The 24791-nt window shown below is 63.0% G+C and carries 23 protein-coding genes; 14 read left to right on the top strand and 9 right to left on the bottom strand.

Annotated elements, in window-relative coordinates; translation table 11 throughout:
* The first annotated feature begins 67 nt into the window (after nt 1-67).
* From EJ066_RS22045 to recJ, 5 genes are all read left to right on the top strand, one after another.
* Complete coding sequence (locus tag EJ066_RS22045) at nt 68-463, top strand: hypothetical protein (protein WP_126041619.1); 396 nt, start codon at nt 68-70, stop codon at nt 461-463.
* Nucleotides 464-499: 36 nt separating this feature from the next.
* Nucleotides 500-1717 (top strand): LL-diaminopimelate aminotransferase, encoded by a 1218-nt coding sequence (locus EJ066_RS22050; RefSeq protein WP_126041621.1) that lies wholly within the window; start codon nt 500-502, stop codon nt 1715-1717.
* 47 nt (nt 1718-1764) lie between these two features.
* Nucleotides 1765-3078 carry a homoserine dehydrogenase gene (locus EJ066_RS22055; protein WP_126041623.1) on the top strand — a complete coding sequence of 438 codons (1314 nt, stop codon included), beginning with the start codon at nt 1765-1767 and terminating at the stop codon, nt 3076-3078.
* A 242-nt stretch (nt 3079-3320) separates the two neighbouring features.
* The gene (gene glpX, locus EJ066_RS22060) at nt 3321-4304 is read left to right on the top strand and encodes a class II fructose-bisphosphatase (RefSeq protein WP_126041626.1); all 984 of its coding nucleotides are present in this window, start codon (nt 3321-3323) and stop codon (nt 4302-4304) included.
* A gap of 61 nt (nt 4305-4365) precedes the next feature.
* Entirely contained in the window at nt 4366-6150 is a 1785-nt protein-coding gene (recJ, locus tag EJ066_RS22065) for a single-stranded-DNA-specific exonuclease RecJ (protein ID WP_126041628.1), read from the top strand.
* Nucleotides 6151-6172: 22 nt separating this feature from the next.
* Here the strand turns inward: recJ and EJ066_RS22070 are convergent, their stop codons facing one another.
* From EJ066_RS22070 to folE, 3 genes are all read right to left on the bottom strand, one after another.
* Nucleotides 6173-7144, bottom strand: a complete 972-nt coding sequence (locus tag EJ066_RS22070; RefSeq protein ID WP_126041630.1) for a patatin family protein — start codon at nt 7142-7144, stop codon at nt 6173-6175.
* A 114-nt stretch (nt 7145-7258) separates the two neighbouring features.
* Nucleotides 7259-7729 carry a phosphoribosyl-AMP cyclohydrolase gene (gene hisI / locus EJ066_RS22075; RefSeq protein WP_126041632.1) on the bottom strand — a complete coding sequence of 157 codons (471 nt, stop codon included), beginning with the start codon at nt 7727-7729 and terminating at the stop codon, nt 7259-7261.
* A gap of 134 nt (nt 7730-7863) precedes the next feature.
* Nucleotides 7864-8499, bottom strand: coding sequence for a GTP cyclohydrolase I FolE (folE, locus tag EJ066_RS22080; protein ID WP_126041635.1), 636 nt, complete (start codon nt 8497-8499; stop codon nt 7864-7866).
* Nucleotides 8500-8739: 240 nt separating this feature from the next.
* Between folE and EJ066_RS22085 the strand changes: the two genes are divergently transcribed.
* Complete coding sequence (locus EJ066_RS22085; protein ID WP_065009453.1) at nt 8740-9186, top strand: iron-sulfur cluster assembly scaffold protein; 447 nt, start codon at nt 8740-8742, stop codon at nt 9184-9186.
* Here EJ066_RS22085 and EJ066_RS22090 read toward each other — a convergent pair.
* The gene (locus EJ066_RS22090) at nt 9183-10097 is read right to left on the bottom strand and encodes a LysR substrate-binding domain-containing protein (RefSeq protein ID WP_126041637.1); all 915 of its coding nucleotides are present in this window, start codon (nt 10095-10097) and stop codon (nt 9183-9185) included. The genes EJ066_RS22085 and EJ066_RS22090 overlap by 4 nt on opposite strands.
* Before the next feature lie 336 nt (nt 10098-10433).
* On the opposite strand from EJ066_RS22090, the gene yidD reads away from it, so the two are divergent.
* The 4 genes from yidD (at nt 10434) to EJ066_RS22110 (ending at nt 15005) form a co-directional block, all read left to right on the top strand.
* Nucleotides 10434-10808: a membrane protein insertion efficiency factor YidD gene (gene yidD / locus EJ066_RS22095; protein ID WP_126044005.1), complete on the top strand. Its 375-nt coding sequence runs from the start codon at nt 10434-10436 to the stop codon at nt 10806-10808.
* A 141-nt stretch (nt 10809-10949) separates the two neighbouring features.
* Nucleotides 10950-11771: a class D beta-lactamase gene (gene blaOXA, locus EJ066_RS22100; RefSeq protein WP_126041639.1), complete on the top strand. Its 822-nt coding sequence runs from the start codon at nt 10950-10952 to the stop codon at nt 11769-11771.
* Nucleotides 11772-11970: 199 nt separating this feature from the next.
* Nucleotides 11971-13947 (top strand): threonine--tRNA ligase, encoded by a 1977-nt coding sequence (gene thrS / locus EJ066_RS22105; protein WP_126041642.1) that lies wholly within the window; start codon nt 11971-11973, stop codon nt 13945-13947.
* A 119-nt stretch (nt 13948-14066) separates the two neighbouring features.
* Nucleotides 14067-15005 carry a GNAT family N-acetyltransferase gene (locus tag EJ066_RS22110; RefSeq protein WP_126041644.1) on the top strand — a complete coding sequence of 313 codons (939 nt, stop codon included), beginning with the start codon at nt 14067-14069 and terminating at the stop codon, nt 15003-15005.
* A 34-nt stretch (nt 15006-15039) separates the two neighbouring features.
* Here EJ066_RS22110 and EJ066_RS22115 read toward each other — a convergent pair whose 3' ends face one another.
* Nucleotides 15040-16005 (bottom strand): hypothetical protein, encoded by a 966-nt coding sequence (locus EJ066_RS22115; RefSeq protein ID WP_126041646.1) that lies wholly within the window; start codon nt 16003-16005, stop codon nt 15040-15042.
* A gap of 157 nt (nt 16006-16162) precedes the next feature.
* Here EJ066_RS22115 and EJ066_RS22120 point away from each other — a divergent pair, with 157 nt between their 5' ends.
* Together EJ066_RS22120 and EJ066_RS22125 are read left to right on the top strand one after the other, a co-directional pair.
* Nucleotides 16163-16747, top strand: coding sequence for a nitroreductase (locus EJ066_RS22120; RefSeq protein ID WP_126041648.1), 585 nt, complete (start codon nt 16163-16165; stop codon nt 16745-16747).
* Nucleotides 16748-17356 carry a flavin reductase family protein gene (locus EJ066_RS22125; RefSeq protein WP_126041650.1) on the top strand — a complete coding sequence of 203 codons (609 nt, stop codon included), beginning with the start codon at nt 16748-16750 and terminating at the stop codon, nt 17354-17356.
* A 13-nt stretch (nt 17357-17369) separates the two neighbouring features.
* Here EJ066_RS22125 and EJ066_RS22130 read toward each other — a convergent pair whose 3' ends face one another.
* Together EJ066_RS22130 and EJ066_RS22135 are read right to left on the bottom strand one after the other, a co-directional pair.
* On the bottom strand, nt 17370-18251 hold the full coding sequence (locus EJ066_RS22130; RefSeq protein WP_126041652.1) for a CoA ester lyase: 882 nt from the start codon (nt 18249-18251) through the stop codon (nt 17370-17372).
* A gap of 3 nt (nt 18252-18254) precedes the next feature.
* Nucleotides 18255-18704, bottom strand: coding sequence for a MaoC family dehydratase (locus tag EJ066_RS22135; RefSeq protein ID WP_126041654.1), 450 nt, complete (start codon nt 18702-18704; stop codon nt 18255-18257).
* A 247-nt stretch (nt 18705-18951) separates the two neighbouring features.
* Between EJ066_RS22135 and EJ066_RS22140 the strand changes: the two genes are divergently transcribed.
* Entirely contained in the window at nt 18952-20073 is a 1122-nt protein-coding gene (locus EJ066_RS22140) for a DUF2336 domain-containing protein (RefSeq protein WP_126041656.1), read from the top strand.
* Nucleotides 20074-20162: 89 nt separating this feature from the next.
* Here the strand turns inward: EJ066_RS22140 and EJ066_RS22145 are convergent, their stop codons facing one another.
* Nucleotides 20163-20837, bottom strand: coding sequence for an outer membrane protein (locus EJ066_RS22145; protein WP_126041658.1), 675 nt, complete (start codon nt 20835-20837; stop codon nt 20163-20165).
* A gap of 438 nt (nt 20838-21275) precedes the next feature.
* Nucleotides 21276-23327 (bottom strand): DNA topoisomerase IV subunit B, encoded by a 2052-nt coding sequence (gene parE / locus EJ066_RS22150; RefSeq protein ID WP_126041660.1) that lies wholly within the window; start codon nt 23325-23327, stop codon nt 21276-21278.
* A 272-nt stretch (nt 23328-23599) separates the two neighbouring features.
* On the opposite strand from parE, the gene EJ066_RS22155 reads away from it, so the two are divergent.
* Nucleotides 23600-24778, top strand: coding sequence for a diguanylate cyclase (locus tag EJ066_RS22155; RefSeq protein WP_126041662.1), 1179 nt, complete (start codon nt 23600-23602; stop codon nt 24776-24778).
* The last annotated feature ends 13 nt before the right edge of the window (nt 24779-24791 follow it).

Below are 24791 nucleotides of genomic sequence, written 5' to 3' on the forward strand. Positions count from 1 at the left end.
TGACATATTATCATGGGACATCCGACAGGGTCCAACGCGCTCTACCCCGGCTGCCTAAGGAAACAATATGACGATTAATATTGGCGAAACTGTTTTTTCCGGCACTGGTCGTTTTTGCCGCATGGGCGCGGCGGTCGTCCTGCTGGCGATCGCCGGCTGTTCGAGCACCAACATCGAGGGTGCAGCACCTGCCGCCAGCCTCGTCGAGGGGCCAAAGGACACCGGCGCCTATCCGAACCTGAACATCCCGCCGCAAGTGGCGGCGGAGCAATTCACCGAGGAGGAGAAGAACGCCAAGCTCGCCCAGTTGAAGGCCGACGGGCAGGCGCAGGGCTCCAAGGGCGGCGCGGTCAGGGCCGCGAACACGGCGGCGCTGAACACGCTGGCAAGGAAGCACGGCGCCGATGCGCTGAAGCAGATCGAGGCCAATTGCGATCCCGCCCTCGACCCTACCTGCAAATAAGGTTATATCGCGCCCGAAAACCACTCTGGAATTGACATGGAAGAATTTCACAAGGTCCGCCGGCTTCCGCCCTACGTCTTCGAGCAGGTCAACCGGCTGAAGGCCAGTGCCCGTTCGCGCGGCGCCGACATCATCGACCTTGGCATGGGCAACCCGGACCTGCCGACGCCCAAGGCCATCGTCGACAAATTGTGCGAGGTGGTGCGCGATCCACGCACGCACCGCTATTCGTCGTCGCGCGGCATTCCGGGCCTGCGCCGCGCCCAGGCCAATTACTATGCCCGCCGTTTCGGCGTGAAACTCGACCCGGACACGCAGGTGGTGGCGACGCTGGGCTCGAAGGAAGGCTTCGCCAACATGGCGCAGGCGATCACCGCGCCCGGCGACGTGATCCTGTGCCCCAATCCGACCTATCCGATCCACGCTTTCGGTTTCATCATGTCGGGCGGCGTCATCCGCTCATTGCAGGTGGAGCCGGACGACGGATTCATTCCGGCGCTGGAGCGCGGCATCCGCCATTCGATCCCGAAGCCGCTGGCGTTGATCCTCAATTACCCGTCGAACCCGACGGCGCAGGTCGCCTCGCTCGATTTCTACAGGGATGTGGTGGCCTTCGCCAGGAAGAACGACATCATCATCCTGTCGGATCTTGCCTATTCGGAAATCTATTTCGATGGCAATCCGCCGCCCTCGGTGCTGCAGGTACCGGGCGCCATCGACGTGGCGGTCGAGTTCACCTCGATGTCGAAGACCTTTTCCATGCCCGGCTGGCGCATGGGTTTTGCCGTCGGCAATGAGCGGCTGATCTCGGCGTTGACCAGGGTCAAGTCCTATCTTGACTATGGTGCCTTCACGCCGATCCAGGTGGCGGCCGCGCACGCGCTCAACGGCGACGGCGCCGACATCGCCGAAGTGCGCGACGTCTACCGCAAGCGCCGCGACGTCATGGTCGACGCCTTCAGCCGCGCCGGCTGGATCGTGCCGGCGCCGGCCGCATCGATGTTCGCGTGGGCGCCGATACCGGAGCCGTTCAAGCATCTCGGTTCGCTCGAATTCTCCAAGCTTCTGATCGAGCACGCCGACGTGGCGGTGGCGCCGGGCGTCGGCTTCGGCGAGCATGGCGACGATCACGTGCGCATCGCACTGGTCGAGAACGAGCACCGGATCCGGCAGGCGGCGCGCAACATCAAGCGCTTCCTGGCGTCCAGCGCCAAGCAGCCCGACAATGTGGTGCCGCTCGCCGCGCATCGTTGAGTTGCCTGCTATCACATCGATCAAATCCTTGAGGGGCGTCGCCGGACATGGCCGAAGCGTTGCGTGTTGGAATTGCCGGTCTCGGCACCGTCGGCGCGTCGGTGGCGCGCGTGCTCACCGACAAGGCGGCTGAACTGACGCGGCAATGCGGCCGCGAGGTCGTCGTGTCAGCCGTTTCGGCCCGCGATCGCAAACGCGACCGCGGCGTCGATCTCGCCGCGGCCAAGTGGTTCGATGACGCCGTAAAGATGGCGCAGACCGCCGACATCGATGTTTTCGTCGAGCTGATCGGTGGCGACGAGGGGTCAGCGCGATCGTCGGTGAAAGCCGCGCTAGAGGCCGGCCGCCATGTCGTCACCGCCAACAAGGCGCTGCTCGCCAAGCATGGTGTGGCACTAGCCGAGATCGCCGAGAAGAAGGGGGTGTTGCTCAATTACGAGGCGGCGGTGGCGGGCGGCATTCCGGTCATCAAGACGATGCGCGAGGCGATGGCCGGCAATTCGGTGACCCGCGTCTTCGGCATCCTCAACGGCACCTGCAACTATATCCTGACCCGGATGGAAGCCGAGGGCCTGTCGTTCGACGCCTGCCTGAAGGACGCGCAGCGGCTGGGCTATGCGGAGGCCGACCCAACCTTCGATATCGAGGGCCACGACACCGCGCACAAGCTGTCGATCCTGACCAGCCTTGCCTTTGGCACGAGGATCGCCGCCAACGACATCTACATGGAAGGGATTTCCAACATCAGCCAGGCCGACATCCGCGCGGCAGGCGATCTCGGCTACCGGATAAAACTGCTCGGCGTCGCCCAGCGCACGGAAAGCGGCATCGAACAGCGCGTGCATCCGACCATGGTGCCGACGGCCTCGGTCATCGCGCAGGTGCACGGCGTGACCAATGCGGTGGCCATCGAAACCGACATCCTTGGCGAGCTTTTGCTCTCCGGTCCCGGCGCCGGCGGCAGCGCCACCGCATCGGCGGTGGTCGGCGACATTGCCGACATCGCCAAGAGCCGGCCGGGTTTCCAGCACGGTCCGGTCTTCGGCCTGCCGGCCAAGGAATTGCGACCCTACAAGAAGGCGCAGATGCGCAGCCACGCCGGCGGCTATTTCATCCGGTTGACCGTGCATGACCGTATCGGCGTTTTTGCCGCCATTGCAAAGCGCATGGCCGACAGCGACATCTCGTTGGAATCGATCGTGCAGCATGCCGCTGGGCCGGAAACCGCTTTGCAGAAGACGGTCATCCTCGTCACCCACGAGACGACGGAAGCGGCGGTGCGCAAGGCCGTCGAGGGCATCACCAAGGACGGCCATCTGACCGACAAGCCGCAGGTCATCCGCATAGAGCGGGCAGGGTAGAGGGTAATCTTTACCATTCAATCGATTGATATTGTTGCATTTTCAAAAAACGCTTGCCCAGGTCTTGCTGTTGTCATGGAGCTTTGACACAAGGAGCGCGCCTCTACCGCATCGGCCCGAAAATCGGACTCGATTTTCGGAAAGACGGTGCGTAGATTCGAAGATTTAGAGCGTCCTTTGCGCCTCCAATGGACGCGCGGCGCTCTAATGGGAGGCGATGCGCCAACGGGGATTGTCCATCGATGAATGTGGTCCAGAACATCGTCGCCGGCCTCGACCGGATACTCACCATGGAGCTGGTGCGCGTCACCGAACGCGCCGCGGTCGCGGCCGCCAGGCTGCGCGGACGCGGTGACGAAAAAGCCGCCGACCAGGCCGCGGTCGACGCCATGCGCGAGGAGCTCAACCGCCTCGCCATCAAGGGCACGGTGGTGATCGGCGAGGGCGAGCGCGACGAGGCTCCGATGCTCTATATCGGCGAAGAGGTCGGCTCCGGCAAAGGCCCGGCGGTCGATATCGCGCTCGACCCGCTCGAAGGCACGACGATCTGCGCCAAGAATCTGCCCAATGCGCTGGCGGTCATCGCCATTGCGGAAAAGGGCAGCCTCCTGTTCGCGCCCGACGTCTATATGGAAAAGATCGCCGTCGGTCCCGGCTATGCCGATGACGTCATCGACATCGATGCCTCGCCGGCCGAAAACATCGCCAGCCTGGCCAAGGCCAAGGGTGTTCCAGTGTCGGAAATCACCACCTGCATCCTCGACCGGCCGCGCCATGGCAAATTGATCGAAGCCGTGCGCGCCACGGGCGCTGCGATCCGGCTGATCGGCGACGGCGATGTCGCCGGCGTCATCGACACCACCGACCCGGACGAGACCGGCATCGACATCTATCTCGGCACCGGCGGTGCGCCGGAGGGCGTGCTGGCGGCGGCCGCGTTGCGCTGCACCGGCGGCCAGATGCAGGGAAGGCTGATCCTCGACACGCCGCAAAAAGTCGAGCGCGCGGCCAAGATGGGTATTTCCGACCCGAAGCGGATCTACCGCACGCAGGACATGGCGCGTGGCGACGTGCTGTTTGCGGCAACCGGCGTGACCGACGGCAACATGCTGGCCGGGGTCAAGTTCGGCCGCAACTCCATCACCACGCACACGATCGTGCTGCGCTCGTCGTCACGCACGGTGCGCGAGATCAAGGCGCGCCACCAGGATCTGGAAAAGTTTTGATACCGTCCTGCTTAGCCGTCGCATATTGTGAGACATGACAATTTTGCAGACGGCGCGTCATATGACGGGCGAAAGACGCTTTTTCCTCGATGTCAGGCAGTCGGCCACCGGTGTTTCATGGGAACATCGGCTGACCGAGCGGCAGGACATGACCGCACTCGCCATCGCGCAGGGCCATGGCGTGCCGGACATCGTCGCGCGCGTCCTTGCCGGGCGCGGCGTGACCGCCGAGCAGACCGAGCGGTTCCTCGATCCGACCATCCGCGACCTGCTGCCGGACCCGGCGTCGCTGACCGACATGGAGAGGGCCGCCGCCCGTATCGCCGGGGCAATCATTGCCAGGGAAAAGGTGGCGATCTTCGGCGACTACGATGTCGATGGCGCGGCCTCGTCGGCGCTGCTCAAGCGGTTTCTCACGCATTTCTCGGTGCCATCGGAGATTTACATACCGGACCGCATCTTCGAGGGGTACGGCCCCAATCCGGAAGCCATGCGCGAACTCGTGTCACGCGGCGCGACGCTGATCGTCACCGTCGACTGCGGCACCAACAGCGCCGTTTCGATCGACGCTGCGAAGGCGGCGGGCGCCGATGTCGTGGTGCTCGACCATCACCAGGTCGGCGGCCCGTTGCCGTTGGCCGAAGCGGTCGTCAATCCCAATCGCGAGGACGACCTTTCGGGCCAGGGTCATCTTTGCGCCGCCGGCGTCGTCTTCCTGGCTCTGGTCCAGACGGCGAGAATCCTGCGCGGCTGGTTGCCGGATGCCGCACCGCCGGACCTGCTTGGCCTGCTCGACCTCGTGGCTCTGGCGACCGTCTGCGACGTGGTGCCGCTGAACGGCGTCAACCGCGCCTTCGTGGTCAAGGGGCTGCAGATGGCGCGCCAGCAGAGGAACGAAGGGCTGGCGGCGCTGGCGCGGGTCTCGCGCATCGGCGAGCCGGTCAGCACCTTCCATCTGGCCTATCTGATCGGCCCGCGCATCAATGCTGGCGGGCGCATCGGCGATGCGGCACTCGGCAGCCGGCTGCTCGCCACCGACGATCCCGTCGAGGCCCGCACCATCGCCGAGACGCTGGACCGTCTCAATCAGGAGCGGCAGCAGATGGAACTGGAGATGCTGGCCGCGGCACGCGCGGAGGCCGATGCCGAGCTTGCCGGCGGCAATGGGCCGGCTATCGTCGTCACCGCCAGCTCCAATTGGCATCCGGGCATTGTCGGCCTGCTGGCCTCGCGGCTCAAGGACCATGCGCGCCGGCCCGCCTTCGCCATCGCCTTCAATGCCAATGGCATCGGCACGGGTTCAGGCCGTTCGGTGTCGGGCTTCGATCTTGGCAGGCTGGTGCGCGAGGCGGCCGATGCCGGGCTGATCGTCAAGGGCGGCGGCCATGGCATGGCGGCCGGCATCACGGTGGAGCGGGCAAAACTCGGCGTGCTTAGGGCCTTCTTCGAAGAACGAGCGGCGGCCGACGTGTTCCGGCTGCAAGGCGAGGAAAGCCTGGCGATCGACGGTGCGCTGGCCGCCGAGGGCGCGACGCTCGGCCTGCTCGATGCACTGGAGAAAGCCGGCCCGTTCGGTGCCGGACACGTCGCGCCGGTCTTCGCGCTGCCGCGCCATCGGCTTACCGACGCAAGGCCGGTCGGCACCAACCACATCCGCGCCGATCTGCAGTCGGAAAGCGGCGGCCGCATCCAGGCGATCGCCTTTCGCGCCGTCGATACGGCGCTCGGCGAATTCCTGTTCAAGAACAGGGGCAAACCGGTGCATGTCGCCGGCTCCCTGTCGGGCAATCATTGGAACGGCAACCGTACGGTGCAGTTCCGAATCATCGATGCCGCACCCGCCTGAGAACAGGCTCCCGGATCATCGTTCAGGCCAGAACCGTCTGCAGCCGCGCCAGCTCGCCGATCTGAGCCATCGTTGCCTGATAACCGATGCGGATCGCCTCGTCGGCGCGGTGGAATTCGGTCAGGCCGATATGGCCGAGCTTCGGCTGCAGCGACATATCAGGCGGGTCGCCGGCAAGCCGCGCACGCGAAATGCGGTCCTGGATGATGTTGAAGGCTTCGACCATGACGCCGGTGATGCCGAGTCGCGCTTCGCGGGACTGGCGTTCGGGGTCGACCAGGCCGGTCCTTGGCGCGTCCTTCTCGGCGACCAGTTCGCCGGCAGTGTGCTTGATGACGGCGGCGCGACCGAACAGATCATAGTGAAGGTTTATCGCGACCACGAGCGGCTGCTCGTAGGCGCGGCAGACCGAGACCGGCACCGGGTTGACCAGTGCGCCGTCGACCAGCACGCGCCCGTTGCAGGTAACCGGTTCGAACACGCCGGGCAGTGCGTAGGAGGCGCGCATGGCGGTGATCAACGAACCGCCCGACAGCCAGATTTCATGGCCGGTGCGGATCTCCGACGTGACGCAGACGAAGGGCTTGGGCAGATCCTCGAAACGGATGCCGGCCATGTGCTCGCGCAGCCGTGCGTCGAGCTTCATGCCGCCGAATAGGCCGCTGCCGCGCAGATTGAGGTCGAGAAGACCAAAGATGCGCCGCCTGGTCAGGCTTCTGGCGAATTCTTCCAGCTCATCCAGCTTGCCGGCAAGGTAGCAGCCGCCGACCAGCGCGCCGATCGAGGTACCGGCGATCATCGATACTTCGATGCCGGCTTCGTCGAGCGCGCGCAGCACGCCGATATGGGCCCAGCCACGCGCGCAGCCGCCGCCCAGTGCCAGCGAAATGCCTGTTTTCTTGGGGGGCTTCGTTTCGGATGCGCCGGCGGACGATGAGAGGCCACTGGCCTCTCGAACGTCCGGTCTGTTGCGCGATGACGCCCATTCGAGCATCACAATCTCCCTTGTCCCACGGCCAATATACAGGCTGGCCGTATCGAAATCATGAATATATGTGGCTGCAGTTCGGCGAATGGTTCATCCATATGGATGGTTCATGTGGTTCATTCATATGGATGGCTCATGGGACTTTCGATACGTTTCTTCCGCATCGAACAGTGGCTTGCTACCGTCGCTGGCAAGCGTCGCCTTGCCGTCGATCAGCCCCACCGTCCGATAGAAGCAGGAACGCCGGCCGGTGTGACAGGTTGCGTCGTGGCCCATCACTTTGACGCGCAACCATATGGCGTCCTGGTCACAATCCGTGAGCATCTCGACGATTTTCTGGACATTCCCGGACGTCTCGCCCTTCTTCCACAGCGCGCTGCGCGAGCGCGACCAGTAGTGAGCGATGCCGGTTTCGAGCGTCAGCGCCAGCGCTTCGGCGTTCATGTGCGCGACCATCAGCAACATGCCGTCTTCGGCATCGGTGACGACCACGGTGACGAGACCGCTGGCATCGAAACGCGGCGAAAAGACCGCGCCTTCTTCCAGTGCCTTCTTGTCTGATGGAGCTTTCGGAAATTCCAGTGCCGACATCGCCGGTCCTTGTTCAGAGCCCCACCCATTCCGATAGAATCGGAATGGGTGGGGGCTCTGTCTTCTTGTTGGCCATGATCTTATCCGAACCGGTTCCCACTTTTCGGGATCATGGCTAGCGACCGGCGAGGGGGTCAGCCCCTGCCGCCGCGCACCATGGTGACGAAACGGACCTGTTCCTCGGGCGTGTCCTTGAAGACGCCGGTGAAGGTCGAGGTCAGCGTCGTGGAGCCTTCCTTGCGGATGCCGCGCATGGCCATGCACATATGTTCGGCTTCGAGCATGACGGCGACGCCGCGCGGATTGAGCACATCCTGGATGACGCCGGCGATCTGTGCGGTCATGGCTTCCTGGGTCTGCAGGCGCTGGGCGAAGATGTCGACGACGCGCGCGATCTTGGACAGGCCGACAACCTTGCCGTCCGGCAAATAGCCGACATGCGCCTTGCCGATGATCGGCACCATGTGGTGCTCGCAATGCGAATGGAACGTTATATCCTTGACCAGGACAAGGTCGTCATAGCCAGCGACTTCCTCGAAGGTGCGGCCGAGCTCCTCGGCCGGGCACTTGTCATAGCCGCCGAACATTTCGCGATAGGCCTTGACCACACGCTTTGGCGTATCGACCAGGCCCTCCCGGTCCGGATTGTCGCCGGCCCAGCGCAACAGGGTGCGAACCGCGGCTTCGGCTTCGGCTTCGCTCGGCCGATCCGTGACCGGCTTTTCCAGATAGGCGGACGGGGGCATGAATTTCTTGATGACGGCATCCATAAAGGCGTCTCCCGTAGTTCCCCTCTCAGGAGGAACGAGTTGAACGGACCACGACCTTTCGGGTGTTAGAAACGTGCCCTGTTTCCAGCCCGTAAGCGGCGTGAACTGATTTGAGCAGGGACGAGGCCGTTGGTTACCTTGTCCATACCCGACTACCAGCATTATATATGATCGTGCCGAGCGAAAGGAAGACCGTTAGCGGCAATCGCCGTTCGCTCGGCGGCGACGGATTGGAAAAATATGATCGACGATGTCTACAATGCGAAAATTCTGGGATTTGCCGGGAATATCGCGCGGATCGGCCGGCTCGACCACCCCGACGCAACCGCGCGCGCGCATTCCAAGCTCTGCGGCTCGACAGTGACCGTCGATCTGAAGATGGATGACGGCGTCGTCACCGATTTCGCGCATGACGTGAAGGCCTGCGCGCTTGGCCAGGCGTCGTCGTCGATCATGGCGCAACATGTCATCGGCGCCAGCGCGGATGAATTGCGCAGCGTTCGCGAGACGATGCTGAAGATGCTGAAGGAAAATGGCGCGCCGCCCGAAGGTCGCTTCGCCGACCTCAGATATCTCGAACCGGTGCGCGACTACAAGGCGCGCCATGCCTCGACCATGCTGACCTTCGATGCGGTGGTCGACGCGATCGGCCAGATCGAGAAGAAACGCGCCGAACAGGCGGCCTAAACACCTCCCAGAGAACGCTTGCTTTCGGCAAATTCGACCCGGATCCAGTCAGCGAAGGCCGCGGCCGGTTCGGACAGGTTGCGCAGGCTCCGCGCCACCAGCCAATAGGCGCCGCATACCACGTTGATATCGAATGGCTTGATCAACGTACCGGTCGCCAGTTCCTCCTTGACCAGCAGAAGGTCGCCCAGCGCCACGCCGTGCCCCAGCATGGCCGCCTGTTTCGAGAGCGAGGCGTCGGCCAGCAGTGGGCCACGCTCCGGTATCGCATCAGCGGACACGCCGGCTGCCTCGAACCAGCGCGCCCAGCCCTGGCGATTTTCTTCATGCAGCAAGGTATACCGACGCAGGTCGGCCGGACTTTCCAGGGCAACGCCCGATGCTGAAAGTGCTGGCGACAACACAGGCGAATCGATGACCGGCGCCAGGCGTTCCGCCTCGCTGCGCGGCCATGACGTGCTGTGGGCGCTGAAGCGCAGCGCGAGTTCGGCCTGATCGCTGCGGAACTCGATCAGGCGCGGGTCGACATCGAGGGAAATGTCGATATCCGGCCGCAGTTCGCGGAATCGATTGAGCCGCGGCACCAGCCAGGATGCGGCAAGCGAGGGCTCGACGCTCACGCAGACCACCGACTGGGCCGGCGTCGCCACCAATTCCGAAAGCAGTCCGTCAATGTCGTCGAAACTTCTGACGAGCTGATCGAGCAGGCGCTGGCCGGCATCGGTAAGCTCGACGCGGCGATGGTGACGGTAGAACAGAGGCTGGCGCAGGAACAGCTCGAGCTCGCGGACCTGGCGGCTGATCGCAGCTTGGGAGACAAAAAGCTCTTCGGCCGCCCGGCTGAAACTCAGGTGCCTGCCGGCCGCTTCGAAACTCCTCAACGCCGTCAGGGGGAGGCGGCCACGCTTCATTCGCATAATCTCTAGTTATCCGAGGCGCAAATTATACTCGTTTGAGGACGAAGGCCAGCAGCGGTCTAATCGGCGCCTAGAGGAGATGCGGCCATGATCCAGTTCCTGAGCATTTTTGGCGACGTCATGCGGATAGCAACGTTTCAATGGCGTGATAGGCCCTCTGCCGGCCGCTGCGAGGAACGGCGGGCCGGTACCGCTCGTTGGTTGCCTCCGGCCGATCGGTATCCTGTTCGCCGTCCAAGATCCTGAAGCGGATCACAGGCGGGAAGAAGGGGATTGCGTTCTCTGCTCGAAGTTCACATCTATTCGGGGAAACGCGATGCGGAGAATGCGGTGCGCGATCAACATGGGCATGCGCATGTCGCCGGGCCGCTCCAGCGCGGTCGCAACTGGCCCGGCCCGTGGCGCAAGACGCCCGGCCGAATCCTCGGCACGTCGCTCGTACGCTTCTACCAGCTGACCCTGTCCGGCTTTGTCGGCAATTCCTGCCGGCATCTGCCGACCTGTTCCGAATACGCGCATGAGGCGATCGCCCGCCACGGGCTGTGGGCCGGCGGCTGGATGGGGCTTTTCCGGGTGCTACGCTGCGGACCGTTCGGGACGCATGGCATCGACCGCGTGCCGGAGGTGCTGGCCGGTCGCTATGTCTGGTTCATGCCCTGGCGGTACTGGCGGATCGGAAAAACGCGCAGGGACGGCGAAAGCTGATGCCGGCAGGGGCGCAAAGCTCTGCAATCGGGCAGATCTTTACGATTTGCTAGGGTTAACCGCATCTTGCGCATTTAAGACAAAATCGAGACAAGAGGCCTCGCTAAGCCGCTCCTGACATGCCTCAGGAGAGATTGCCAAATGCGCCAGATAGATCGCCGTCCATTCGTTTTCGCTTTGGTTCTCTACCTTCTGGCGTGGATGCTGGGTTTTCCGATCCACGCTCAATCCGCGCCGCTGAAGGATGTCGAATGCACATTGATCCTGGATGCTGCAAGCGGCGAAACGCTGTACCGGGACGGGGTTTGCGACCAGCGCTTCAGCCCCGCTTCGACGTTCAAGGTCCCCTTGTCGCTGATCGGCTACGACGCCGGAATCCTGCGCGACGAGCACACGCCGGCATGGGACTACAAGCCTGAGTTCAACGCGGTGAAGCGCGACCAGAAGACCGTCGACCCGACGATCTGGGAAAAGGATTCGGTCCTGTGGTTTTCGCGGGAAATCACCCGGCGGCTCGGCAGCGAGCGCTTCGCCGGCTACGTCTCGAAGTTCGACTACGGCAACTCCGACGTCTCCGGCACTGCCGGCAAGGATGATGGGCTCACCCGGTCGTGGGTGAATTCCTCCCTCAAGATATCGCCCACGGAACAGATCGATTTCCTGCGCCGGCTGCTCGACCGCAAACTGCCGGTTTCGGACAGGGCCTATGCCATGACCGATGCCATCGTTCCGACGTTCCGCGCGGGAGACTGGACGGTCCAGGGCAAGACCGGGAGCACCGGGCTTGGCAATGACAAGACCCGGGACAAGCGCTCGCTTGGCTGGTTTGTCGGCTGGGGAGAAAAGGATGGCCGCCGGATCGTCTTTGCCCGCCTGGTGGTCGATACGAAGCGGTCGGAGATGCCCAAGGGCCTCAAGACGCGGTCGACGTTCCTGAAAGACCTTCCTGGTCTGATCAAATAGACTGAGCGACCAACGATCCCGCTTTACGGCGCGGGAATCTGCCCATAAAAGACTGCCGCCGGACGTATCCGGCTTTTACTTTTTGCGTGTCGTAACCCAAAACCGCTTCGCATCCTTGGGTCAAGCCCGAGGGCAGGCTCTTTGGGCGACACGCATTTCACCACCCGCGCTCGTTTGCGGGACTGGATAGGAGAACTCTATGCTGAATTCCGTTTCCCTGACATTTCCCGATGGCTCCGTCCGCGACTACGAAGCGGCGATGACAGGCGCCGGTCTGGCGGAATCGATCTCGAAGTCGCTGGCCAAGAAGGCTGTCGCCTACTCGATCGACGGCGTGGTGCGCGATCTTTCCGACCCGCTCGGCAAGTCCGGCAAGGTCGAGATCATCACCCGCGAAGACCCGCGCGCGCTGGAGCTCATCCGCCACGACGCAGCGCACGTGCTGGCCGAAGCCGTGCAGGAATTGTGGCCGGGAACGCAGGTGACCATCGGGCCGGTGATCGAAAACGGGTTCTACTATGATTTCGCCCGCAACGAGCCGTTCACCCCCGACGATTTCCCAGTGATCGAGAAGAAGATGCGCGAGATCATCGCACGCAATAAGCCGTTCACCAAAGAGGTCTGGTCGCGCGAGAAGGCGAAAAAAATCTTCGCCGACAAGGGCGAGCGCTACAAGCTGGAACTGATCGACGCGATTCCCGACGATCAGGACCTCAAGATCTACGCGCAGGGCGATTGGTTCGACCTCTGCCGCGGCCCTCATATGGCTTCGACCGGGCAGATCGGCAGCGCCTTCAAGCTGATGAAGGTGGCCGGCGCCTATTGGCGCGGCGACAGCAACAACCCGATGCTGACGCGCATTTACGGCACGGCCTGGGCCGACCAGACGCAGCTCGATGCCTACCAGATGATGCTGGAGGAAGCCGAAAAGCGCGATCACAGGAAGCTCGGCCGCGAGATGGACCTGTTCCATTTTCAGGAAGAGGGGCCGGGCGTCGTCTTCTGGCATGCCAAGGGCTGGAAGATGTTCCAGAACCTGGTCAGCTACATGCGCCGCCGGCTGGATGACCTCGGCTATCAGGAGGTCAACGCTCCGCAAGTGCTCGACAAGAGCCTGTGGGAGACTTCAGGCCACTGGGGCTGGTACCGGGACAATATGTTCAAGGTGACGGTTGCCGGCGACGACACTGATGACGACCGCGTCTTCGCGCTGAAGCCGATGAACTGTCCCGGCCATGTCCAAATCTTCAAGCATGGATTGAAGTCATACCGAGATCTGCCTGTAAGATTGGCCGAATTCGGCGCCGTTCATCGCTATGAGCCGTCCGGCGCGCTGCACGGCCTGATGCGCGTGCGCGGCTTTACCCAGGACGATGCCCACATCTTCTGCACCGAGGAACAGCTCGCCGACGAGTGCATCAAGATCAACGACCTGATCCTGTCGACCTACGCCGACTTCGGCTTCGACGAAATCACCGTCAAACTGGCGACCCGCCCCGAAAAACGCGTCGGCACCGACGCGATGTGGGATCATGCCGAGGGCGTGCTGCAAGATGTGCTCGACACGATCGCTGCGCGGTCGGGCAACCGGATCAAGACGGGCGTCAATCCGGGTGAGGGCACGTTCTACGGGCCGAAGTTCGAATATGTGCTGCGCGACGCCATCGGCCGTGACTGGCAATGCGGCACCACGCAGGTCGATTTCAACCTGCCGGAACGGTTCGGCGCCTTCTACATCGGCTCGGATTCGGAGAAGAAGCAGCCGGTGATGGTGCATCGCGCCATCTGCGGTTCGATGGAGCGCTTCCTCGGCATCCTGATCGAGAACTATTCCGGCCATTTCCCGCTGTGGTTCGCACCGCTGCAGGTGGTGGTGGCGACGATCACCTCCGATGCCGACGATTATGCACATAAGGTCGTCGCGCAGTTGAGGGCCGCGGGACTGTTGGCGGAAGCCGATCTTCGCAACGAGAAGATCAACTACAAGGTCCGCGAGCACAGCCTCGCCAAGGTTCCGGTCATCCTCGTCTGCGGCAAGCGGGAGGCGGAGGAGGAGACGGTCAACATCCGCCGGCTCGGTTCGCGCGACCAGGAATCGCTTGGCCTTGGCCAGGCGGTGGCAATGCTTGCCGAAGAGGCGGTGACGCCCGACCGCAAGCGCAAGCGAGCGGCCTGAGTTCAGCCAGATTGTCAACGAATGGCGGTGGGGCGATCCACCGCCATTTTCACATGCTCGCCATTTTCACATGCCCGCCATTTCACATGCTTGTCACGCCGGCCCTGTAACGAGCCCTCATGCTCAAGCTGAAGATGCGCGAAAGACCGTTTCCCGAGCTTTCCTATGCCAGCCCGCATCAGCCGGCATTGACGCGCTGGTTCATCCATTCCATCGAAGGGCTGTCCGGCCGCGATCGCTTCGCGGCGCTCTATGATTTCTGGCGTCGCCATGTGGTGCCGAGCGGCGAGCGCGTGTTCAGCCGCATGCTGGAGCTGATCGATGTCCAGGTGCAGGTCGCCGGCCAATGGCCGCCGGCAAAGCTGCCTGACGCGCCGCTGGTGATCGTCGCCAATCATCCGTTCGGCATCGGCGACGGCATTGCTGTGCTCTCGCTGGCCGAGCAGCTTCAGCGCCCGTTCCGCGTCATGATCCACAAGGATCTGCTCAAGATCCGCGAGATGGAGCCCTATTCGCTGCCGATCGACTTTTCAGAGACCAAGGACGCGCTGAAGAACAACATGGCGGTCCGCCACGAGGCGGTGCGGCTGCTGAAAGAGGGCGTCACCATCGTCGTCTTTCCCGCGGGCGGCGTCGCCACCGCGCCGAAAGGTTTTGGCCGGGCGCGCGATCTGCCGTGGAAGATGTTTCCGGCCCGGCTCGTCCAGGACGCCAAGGCATCGGTCGTCCCAATGCATTTTTCCGGTCAGAACGGCCGGCTGTTCCACCTGGTCAGCGGGCCGATGAACATGGCTGAGCGTGACGGGCGTGTGGCGAAGTTCGTCGGCAGGGCTTCGTTGACGCTGCGCATTTCCCTGCTCATCCCCGAATTCGCGCGGCTGTCCGGCAAATCGATCGACGTGCGCGTCGGCGACGTACTGGGATGGGACGAACTGGAGCCGCTGCGCGACCGCAAGGCTTTGCTCGACCGCCTCTATCGCGGTGTTTTCGATCTGGCGCCGGCCGAGGCGCGCGGCCGCGGCCAGTTCCTGCCGCGACGCATGCGCAAGGCGGCCTGATCGGCAAGTCATGCGCCGGCACTGTCCGGACGGTTTAGTCCGCGCCGTCCTCGGGATTTATCGCCGAGGCCTCCGTTGCGAGAACCTCGATTTCCTTGTTCTGGCCGGCCACGACCGTAAAATCCTTCTGGTAGATGCGGTCGCGGTTCTTGGCGATAATGGTGTAGTCGCCCTCGGCAAGCACCATCGAAGCAAAGGCGCCAACGGTTTCCTTGATGGGATCGCCGGATTCGTTGAGCAGCGACCAAGAGGTGTCGGCGATCGCCTCTCCGCCCGATTCGCGTACCAGCTTCATGGTCATCTCCGCCGCATGATGCTCGACGGCCGCCTCGGTCAGCTTGCCGGCCTCGACGCGGATGTCGGAGCGGATGACCGCATTCACCGAGCCGTAGGTCGAGACGACGTGGTAGACGCCCGCGTTCAGCCGCACCACGCTGTTCGGCTCGACGTCGGGAATGATCAGGGCGCGATCGTGGTTGGCCTCGGCGCGGCCCTCATAGATCGAAAAGCGCAGTTTCTTCGGCGGTATGCGCACCCCGCCCGACAGCACGGCATCGAGCTTCAAACCGCCGGCATCGAGGACGAGGCTTTCGCGCTTCGCGTCCTTGCCGACGGTGATGCGTTTGGTGGCGCCGGCCCGGCCGTAGGAGGCATGGACCAGATAGCTGCCGGGCTCGAGCTGAAACACCGCGCTGCCGCCATGGGCGGAGGCGACCATCGGCAGCTTGCCGTCGCTGGTCGGTTCGGGCTTGAAGATGCGCCAGACGATGCCGCGCGTGATGTCGGCGCCCTTGTCCGTCAATTGCGCCGACAGCGTGATCGCCCCGCTGCCCCCCAGTGCCAGCGAAGTCTCGCTGTTCGGAGGCGCATAGCGCGATATCCCGGGAAGTTTCAGATCACCGAGGCCGTCGACATCCTGCGCGACGGCGGACGAGACCGGCACCACGAACAGCGCGGTACCAAGCCAGATCGGGAAAAGACGCGGGAGCCCCTCAAACATGTCTTGCGTTGAAACCCAAGGCGGTGGCAATTTCAAGGCTTAAGAGTCCGGACCAGCTCTGTTATGAGCTCTTCCGTCCGGCGCGCCGCGCCAGTGCCCAAGCCGCCCGATGCCCCGATGGTGCGCTTCAGCTCAAATTCCAAGGAGACTCGCGCCCATGGCGTCGCCGATCATCGACTTTCTGCTGACCCGAAACTCCGCGCCGATCCCGGAGTTGAAGGAACCGGCGCCCAGCGACGCCGACATCGCGACGATGATTGCCGCTGCCTCGCGCGTGCCGGACCACGGCCGGCTTGAGCCCTGGCGCTTCATCCTCTACCGGGGCGAGGCACGGGTCGAGATCGGCAAGAAGCTGGCAGCCCTTGCCGAACAGCGCGAAGGGCCGCTGCCAGAGGGCCGCCGCAACCAGGAACTGGCGCGCTTTTCACGCGCGCCGCTGGTTATCGGCGTCGTGTCGAGCCCGAAGGAAAACCCAAAGATCCCGCAATGGGAGATGTTCCTGTCCGGCGGCATGGCGGCGATGAACCTGATAATATCAGCCAATGCGTTGGGCTATGGCACCAATATGATCAGCAACTGGTATTCCGACGTGCCGGAGGGTAGGGCGATCCTGGGGCTGGCTCCGCATGAGCGGGTCGTCGGCTTCGTTCATATCGGCTCCTATCAAGGGCCGGCGCCGGAACGGCCGCGGCCTGATCCGGCAAAGCTCTATGCCGATTATGCCGGGCCGTGGGTGGGCTGAATGTTCTACGAGCCGTCAAAAGGTCACGGGCTCCCGCACGACCCGTCCAAGGCGATCGTGGCGCCACGGCCGATCGGCTGGATCTCGACAGTGAACAAGGCTGGCAAGATCAACCTCGCCCCCTATTCCTTCTTCAATGCCTTTTCGACACGACCCTTCATCGTCTGGTTTTCATCCGAAGGCGAGAAGGACAGCGCGACCTTCGCCGAAGAGACAGGCGAGTTCGTCGCCAATCTCGTCAGCCGCGATCTTGCGGAAAAGATGAACCGCACCGCGGTCGATGCGCCGCGCGGCGTCAACGAATTCGACTATGCCGATCTCATCATGGCGCCGTCGCGTCTTGTTGCGCCACCCCGCGTCGCGGCGGCGCCCGCGGCGCTTGAATGCCGGGTGACGGAAATCCTGCGGCCAAAGGCGCTGGACGGGACACTGACCAGCGCCGTCGTCGTTGCCGGCGAAGTCGTCGGCGTGCATATCGATGATGCGTTCCTGAAGGACGGCATGTTCGATATCGCCAAGGCGGGCAATGTCAGCCGTCTTGGCTATATGGATTATGCCAGTGTCAGCGAGATCTTTTCGATGCGCCGGCCTCGTTGGGAAAAAGACTAGGGCCGGGGAAAGATCAGGCCGAAATCCCCGCCGCCCTGGCGCGTGCCAGAAGCCGCTCGGCCAGCCGCAGATGCGGCCGGTCGTACATCTTGCCGTCGATGCCGACCACGCCGGGATTTCCAGCCGCCTCGAATGCCGCAACCAAGGCGGCAGAGTGTTTCACCGCCTCAGCCGACGGCGTGAAGGCGGTGTTGATGACCGGCACCTGCGCCGGATGGATCGCCATCTTGCCGGTGAAGCCGTCGCGCTCGGCCTCGGCGCATTCGGCCTCGAACGCGGCCATGTCGCGAAAGGCGGGGAAAACCGTGTCGATCGCAGCGACTTCCGCAGCGCCCGCGGCAAGGATGGTCATGGTGCGGGCGAGGCGGAACACATCGGTGTAGCGGCCGTTCTCGTCGTGCGCAGCACGCGCGCCGATCGCCGCCGATAAGTCTTCCGCCCCCCAGGTGACGCCTATAAGCCGTGCGCTTGCGTTGGCATAAGTCGCAGCCGCCAGCACGCCGGCAGCTGTTTCGGTGATGATCGGCAGGATTTTTATCGCACCATCCGGCAGGCCGTTTTCGGCCTCGCGCACCCTGAGCTTTGCCGACAGATGCTGGACGTCCTGGCCGCTGTTCGACTTCGGCAGCATGATGCCGTCGGGTCCGGCCGGCACGAGAGCGGCCAGATCGTCATCCGTCAGGCCGGTCGAGAGATCGTTGACCCGCACATAGATAGCGGACTTGGTTTGATGCCGTTGTTCGACGATGAAGCGCGCCGCGGTGTCGCGCGCCAAGGCCTTGTTTTGTGGCGCGATCGAATCCTCGAGGTCGACGATGACCACGTCGGCGCCGGCGCCAAACGCCTTTTCCAGCTTTTTTTGGGAATCGCCGGGAACGAACAGCAATGAACGCATGAACTACGTTGCCTTCTTCATCATCGCCTGCCTTGTGCATTTGGCGACGAGCACGTCACTCTGATTGTAGGCGCGGTGCTCGAGCTCGACGATGCCGCGATCCGGCTTCGATTTGGACTCGCGCACCGACACCACCGTGGTCTCGACGCGGATCGTGTCGCCGTGGAAGACCGGATGCGGAAACACCGTCTCCTTCATGCCGAGATTGGCGATGGTGGTGCCGACGGTGATGTCGTTCACCGAAATGCCGATCATCAGACCCAGCGTGAAAAGCGAATTGACCAGCGGCTTGCCCCATTCGCTCTTGGCGGCGAAGTCGAAATCGATGTGCAGCGGCTGCGGGTTCAGCGTCATCACCGAAAACAGCATGTTGTCGCTTTCGGTGACGGTTTTCCGCAGCGTGTGCCGGAAGACATGGCCGACGACGAACTCTTCCAGATAAAGCCCGGCCATGGTCGATCTCCTCCGCTGCCGCATCGGCCCGAAAATCGAACCCGATTCTCGGGCCGATGCGAAGATTCAAAGTGTTAGAGCGTACTTTGTGCGTTCCGAAGGGACGCACGTCGCTCTAAGGGTTGATAGGCGTTGCTTATCGCGCTCGCAAGCCAGTTAACAAACATGGTGAACCGTTCGTAAACCATTTCTGCCTACGGTCTTCTCAGGGGCGGGAACGGACTCGGGTTAGGGCGTAGCGGACGGCATGGTTGTTTCGCATTTCCTGAAATGGATATACACGGCGAGAGTCTCGGAGCGCGCCGCGGCGGCAAGCGCGCTTGCCCGCGCCTACATCAATGCCGATCTGCCTTTCGAGGACCGCTGCGCGGCGGAGGCGGCGCTGACCCTGCTGCTCGACGATGCCTCGTCGAAAGTGCGGCTGGCGATGGCGGAGGCGCTGTCGATGAGCCATCACGCGCCGCTGCAGATCATCAGCGCGCTGGCGTCCGACCAGCCGGAAGTCGCAAGCCTGGTGCTGGCGCGTTCGCCGCTGCTCACCGATGCCGATTTGATCGACCGCGTTGCCGGCGGCCAGAAGGCGACGCAGAAACTGATCGCCGACCGTCCGCGCGTCTCCATGGCGGTCGCCGCGGCGATCGCCGAAATCGGTGAGCCGGAAGCCTGCGCCACGCTGCTCGCCAACAGCGGCGCCGACATCGCTTCGCTCAGCTTCCGACGCATCGCCGAACGCCATGGCCATCTGCCTCTGGTGCGCGAAGCGCTGATATCAGACGCGCGCCTGCCCGCCGACTGCCGGCATATGCTGCTGATAAAACTTGGCGAAACGCTTAAAGGTTCGCCGCTGGTGCTGGCGCTGATGGGGCGCGCCAGAGCCGAGCGTGTCATGCGCGACGCCTGCGTCAAGGCATCCGTGACGTTGATTGAAGGCACGCGCCAGGAAGAGCATGCCGCACTGATCGAGCATCTGCGCCTGCGCGGCGACCTGACCGCAAGCTTCATCATCCGCACCGTCGCGCATGGTAAGGTCGACTTCTTCGGCTCGGCTCTGGTCGCGCTCAGCCAGCAGTCCGAGCAACGGGTGAGGGCACTGCTGGCCGGCGGGCATGACGTGGCGCTCCAGGCGCTGTTCCGCAGTGCCGGCCTTGCCACGGCCACGCACGCGATCATCCTGCGCGCGCTGAAAATCTGGCGCGAAGTCGCCAATGGCAAGCGCCTCGCCGGCGTCCAGGAGGTCAGCTGGCTGATGCTGAAGGAGCTCGGCGGGCAGTCGGCGGAAGGCGATCTTGCCGGACTGGTCAAGTCGATCCATCTCGATGCGCTGCGCGAAAACGCGCGCGGTCACGCGCTGGCGATCGCGGCCGCCTGACACTCTAACGGACTGTCTGCGGGTTGCCGACAAACCAAAAGCTCGGGCATTCTACAACACCCGAGCAAGAAATCAGGACCGGCCGATAATCAGAAGCGGTAATTGACGCCGAACTTCACGGTTGAGAATTTTGCCGTGGCGCTGAAGTCGGAGTCGTTGCTGTCGTAACGCCAATCTCCGAGATCAGTGTAGAGATACTCGACCTTGGCGGTCCATTGCTGCGTGATGCCGTATTCAATACCTGCACCCACCGTCCAGCCGACCTGAGTCTCCTCGCCGTTCTGCAACGTGGGATCGTTCGGGATGCGTGCATCCACGCCTCCGATCGCCAAACCACCCGTTACGTATGGCAGGATGTTGTCGAACGCATAACCCGCTCTGCCGCGAATTGTGGCAAGCCAATTGACTTCCGTCTCGCACGGGCCCGTCCCGCAATTGAACGAGTTGAACAAATCTGGCCCGTGGGAACCGTCTATGTCAGACCAGGCAATGTCTGCCTCGACGCCAAGAACGTAATGGTCCACCTGGTAGTTGTAGCCCACGGCGACGCCGCCAATGAACCCATCGATGTCCAGATCTCCCGTCGTACCGGGCGGATTGATGTGTTCGGTGTCACCAAAACCGTAGCCAATAAATCCGCCCAAATAAGCGCCGCTCCAGTTATAGGCCGACTCAATGGGTTGTGTTTCAATCACAGCGTCGGCCGAAACCGCAACTTCGGATGAGCCAATAACGAGAATGGATGCGAGAAGAATCTTGCGCATAATTTACCCCTAATGTTGATACCAAATTGCCCCAGATTGCTGGCTTGGTCTATATGCGCGGTTACTCTTGGCGGCAGTTGGACAACGGTTCCTCTGTTTTGTTGCCAAAATGACACGAATGCAGAATGTCGCCGGTTTCAAGGGAATTATCCTTGAAACACATCAAGGGGGTAATTCCCATACTCAACCATTCGGCGCTTTCAGCGCTGCTTAACATGGCAGCGGCATCGGCTTGCCTCAATCGCGTCTCCGGTGCTTGTCAAATTGATGGGTTACGCATCTTCGCGAAAAAATCCGGAAATCCTCGATTGCCGCGGCGATGATGTGCAACGCGGCCGCGACCTGCAATATGCCGCTCGCTTCGCTCGGATGCCGCGTACCGTCTTGGAACAGCGATGGTCGCCGCCTGCCGCTTGCCACCTCGCCGAGCAGAGGCGTTCAGATATCCAGCACTTCCGTCTCGGCAAATTCCGCGCGTTCCTGGATGAAGCGGAAGCGGGCTTCCGGCTTGGTGCCCATCAGCGCGTCGACCGCGTCCTTGGTCGCGGCCTCGGCGTCGATCACGTCGACCCTGAGCAGGGTGCGCTTCCTCTGGTCCATGGTCGTTTCCTTGAGCTGGGCGGCCATCATTTCGCCCAGCCCCTTGAAGCGGCCGATCTCGACCTTGCCGCGTCCGGTGAATTCGGTGCGCAGAAGTTCGTCCTTGTGCGCATCGTCGCGGGCGTAGGCGACCTTGCCGCCTTGCCTGATCGAGTAGAGCGGCGGCACCGCCAGATAGAGATGGCCGCCGCGGATCAGGTTCGGCATCTCCTGATAGAAGAAGGTGATCAGCAGCGAAGCGATGTGGGCGCCGTCGACATCGGCGTCGGTCATGATGATGACCCGGTCGTAGCGCAGGTCCTCATCGCGGTACTTTGACCGGGTGCCGCAGCCGAGCGCTTGGATCAGGTCCGAGATCTGCTGATTGGCGGCAAGTTTGTCGTTGCCGGCGCTGGCGACGTTGAGGATTTTTCCACGCAGCGGCAGCACCGCCTGGCTGGCGCGGTCGCGCGCCTGTTTCGCCGAGCCGCCGGCCGAATCGCCCTCGACGATGAAGAGCTCGGCGCCGGCCGCGGCATTCTGCGTGCAGTCGGCGAGCTTGCCGGGCAGCCGCAGCTTTCGCACCGCGCTCTTGCGCGACACTTCCTTTTCCTGGCGACGTCGCACCCGCTCGTCGGCGCGTGCGATCACCCATTCGAGCAGCTTCGAGGCTTCCTGCGGGTTGTCGGCCAGCCAGTGGTCGAAGGGGTCGCGGATGGCGGTCTCAACAATCCTGACCGCCTCGATCGTCGCCAGCCTGTCCTTGGTCTGGCCGACGAATTCCGGCTCGCGGATGAACACCGACAGCATGCCCGCCGCCGAGATCATCACGTCCTCGGACGTGACGATCGAAGCGCGCTTGTTGCCGACCAGGTCGGCGTAGGCGCGCAAGCCCCGCGTTAAGACGTTGCGGAAGCCGGCCTCGTGCGTGCCGCCTTCACCGGTCGGGATGGTGTTGCAGTAGGAATTGAGAAACCCGTCGCCACCGAACCAGGTCACGGCCCATTCGAGCGAACCATGGCCGCCTTGCCTGTCGCTTTTGCCGGCGAAGATTTCGCGGGTGACCTGGAATTCGTCGCCGAGCGAGGCTTTCAGATAGTCCTTGAGGCCGCCCGGGAAATGGAACTCGGCCTTGGCCGGCGTCGTGTCCTTCTCCTTGATCAGTGACGGATCGCAGGTCCAGCGGATCTCGACGCCGCCGAACAGATAGGCCTTCGAGCGCGTCATGCGATAGAGCCGCGCCGGCTCGAAAGCCGCGCCCTTGCCGAAAATCTGCTCGTCGGGATGGAAGCGCGTTTTGGTGCCACGGCGGTTGTGTACCTCGCCGAGATGCTCCAGGCCGGTGACCGGAATGCCGCGCGAGAATCTTTGCCGATAAAGTTGCCGTCCCCGTGCGACTTCGACCTCGAGATGATCCGACAGCGCGTTGACCACGGAAACACCGACGCCGTGCAAACCGCCCGAGGTTTCATAGACCTTCGAGTCGAACTTGCCGCCCGAATGCAGCGTCGTCATGATGACTTCGAGCGCCGGTTTCTTGAATTTCGGGTGTGGATCGACCGGAATGCCGCGGCCATTGTCGGTAACTGTGAGATATCCGTCGGCGGAAAGCTCGACATCGATGAAAGTCGCGTGGCCGGCGACCGCCTCGTCCATCGAATTGTCGATGACCTCGGCGAACAGATGGTGCATCGCCTTGTCGTCAGTGCCGCCGATATACATGCCGGGGCGGCGCCGCACCGGCTCCAGCCCTTCCAGAACCTCGATGTCGGCGGCACTGTAGCTCTCGCTGCCGTCGCGGGATGCCGGGCGCCTCGCCGCCTGCACCAGCGGGTCGACCGGGCGCGCGGTGGCGCGAACCGGTTGCGGCTGCTTGTCCATAGTGCCGAAAAGATCGTTGTTGTCGTCCATGCCGGTCCTGGATTCCGATGCTGCGAATCACCACCCGATACTGCCACGCTTTTTGCGGGCAGGCGACGGAGGTTCCTGTTACGTTCGAGGATAGAGCCTCTTACCGCAAAACCATTCGACAACCAAGCGGCGGAAATGGGTCGACGCTTGGACATCGACGCTTTGTAAACCTTGTCCGAAGGTTGCGCCGGAAGGTTGGCCGAAAAACGGTATTTGCGAACTGCCGATGACCTAGAATGCAGCGGAACCCCTCAAGAGGCTGCTGCCCACGCATGTTGGATTACAGTTCGCTCCTGCTCGCGGCGGCGCTGTCGGGCACGTGCCTCAGCATCACCATGTTTGCGATCTGGTTCGCCGCGCCACAGGCACGCTTTGTGCTGACGGTGGGCTGCGGCATTCTGGTGCTCGTCGCGCATGTGGTCTTGTTCTGGCGCTACGCCAGGGATCCCAGCCCCTGGCTTTGCCAGATTGTGCTCGCGCTCCTCAGCCTGGGCTTCCTGGTGCTCTGCCTGTCGGCCATGCAGTATCTCGGCGTGCGTGATTACGGGCGCGCTATCCTGCCGACCCTGGCTGCGATGGCTGTCTGCGCGGGCGTAACGTATCTCGGCCTTGACGGGGTCGGCTTCATCGTCACCTACGCGACGGTAACGGCACTGCTCACGCTTATGGGCGTGATGTTCTGGATCAAGGGCGGTGGTCACGATCGCCGGATTCTGCTGGTCGTTTCGTTCCTGAGCAGCGTCTGTGCGCTGTCCTTCGTACTTTGCGCCGCGGTCCTGCTGGTCAAGGGCCAATGGACGCTCGGCGTTGCGCCCGACAATTGGGCCGAGCGGTTGAACTCCGTCGTGGCTGTTGCCTGCATGACCGGGCTCGGCGCCTTGACGCTTTCCCTCCATCATTTACAGGCGCAGACCGAATTGAAGGCCGAGACCATGACCGACCCCTTGACCGGGCTGATGAACCGGCGGGCGTTAACGGCATTCTATGGCGAGCGGGCCTTCGGTCCGTTCATGTCGGTCGCTATGTTCGACCTCGATCATTTCAAGAAGACGAACGATGCATTCGGTCATCCGGTCGGCGATCAGGTTCTGCGCCGCTTCGCCACGGTCATCAGAAAATATGCCAGGACCGGCGTCGACGCTTTTCGGCTGGGCGGCGAGGAATTCGTGCTGGTCATGTCCCGGATGACGGAAGAGAAGGCCTACGAGATTGCGAGCAAGATCAGCGTTGCCTTCGGCACCGAGGTCGTGGCCACCCAGCTTGGTCCGTTGCGCAGCACGGTCAGTGGCGGCGTCGGCTTTGGCGGGACCGGCGGCAGCAGCCTCGACGATGTGCTGGCCGAAGCCGACGCCGCGCTCTATGCGGCAAAGCGCGCCGGGCGAAATCGCGTTATCGTCCAGAACAAGGAACGCAAGACCGACCAGGTCGAGCCGGCCTTGCGTTCTGCCTGATTGCGACCGAGAG

This window comes from Mesorhizobium sp. M9A.F.Ca.ET.002.03.1.2 (assembly GCF_003952365.1).
GTDB lineage: Bacteria > Pseudomonadota > Alphaproteobacteria > Rhizobiales > Rhizobiaceae > Mesorhizobium.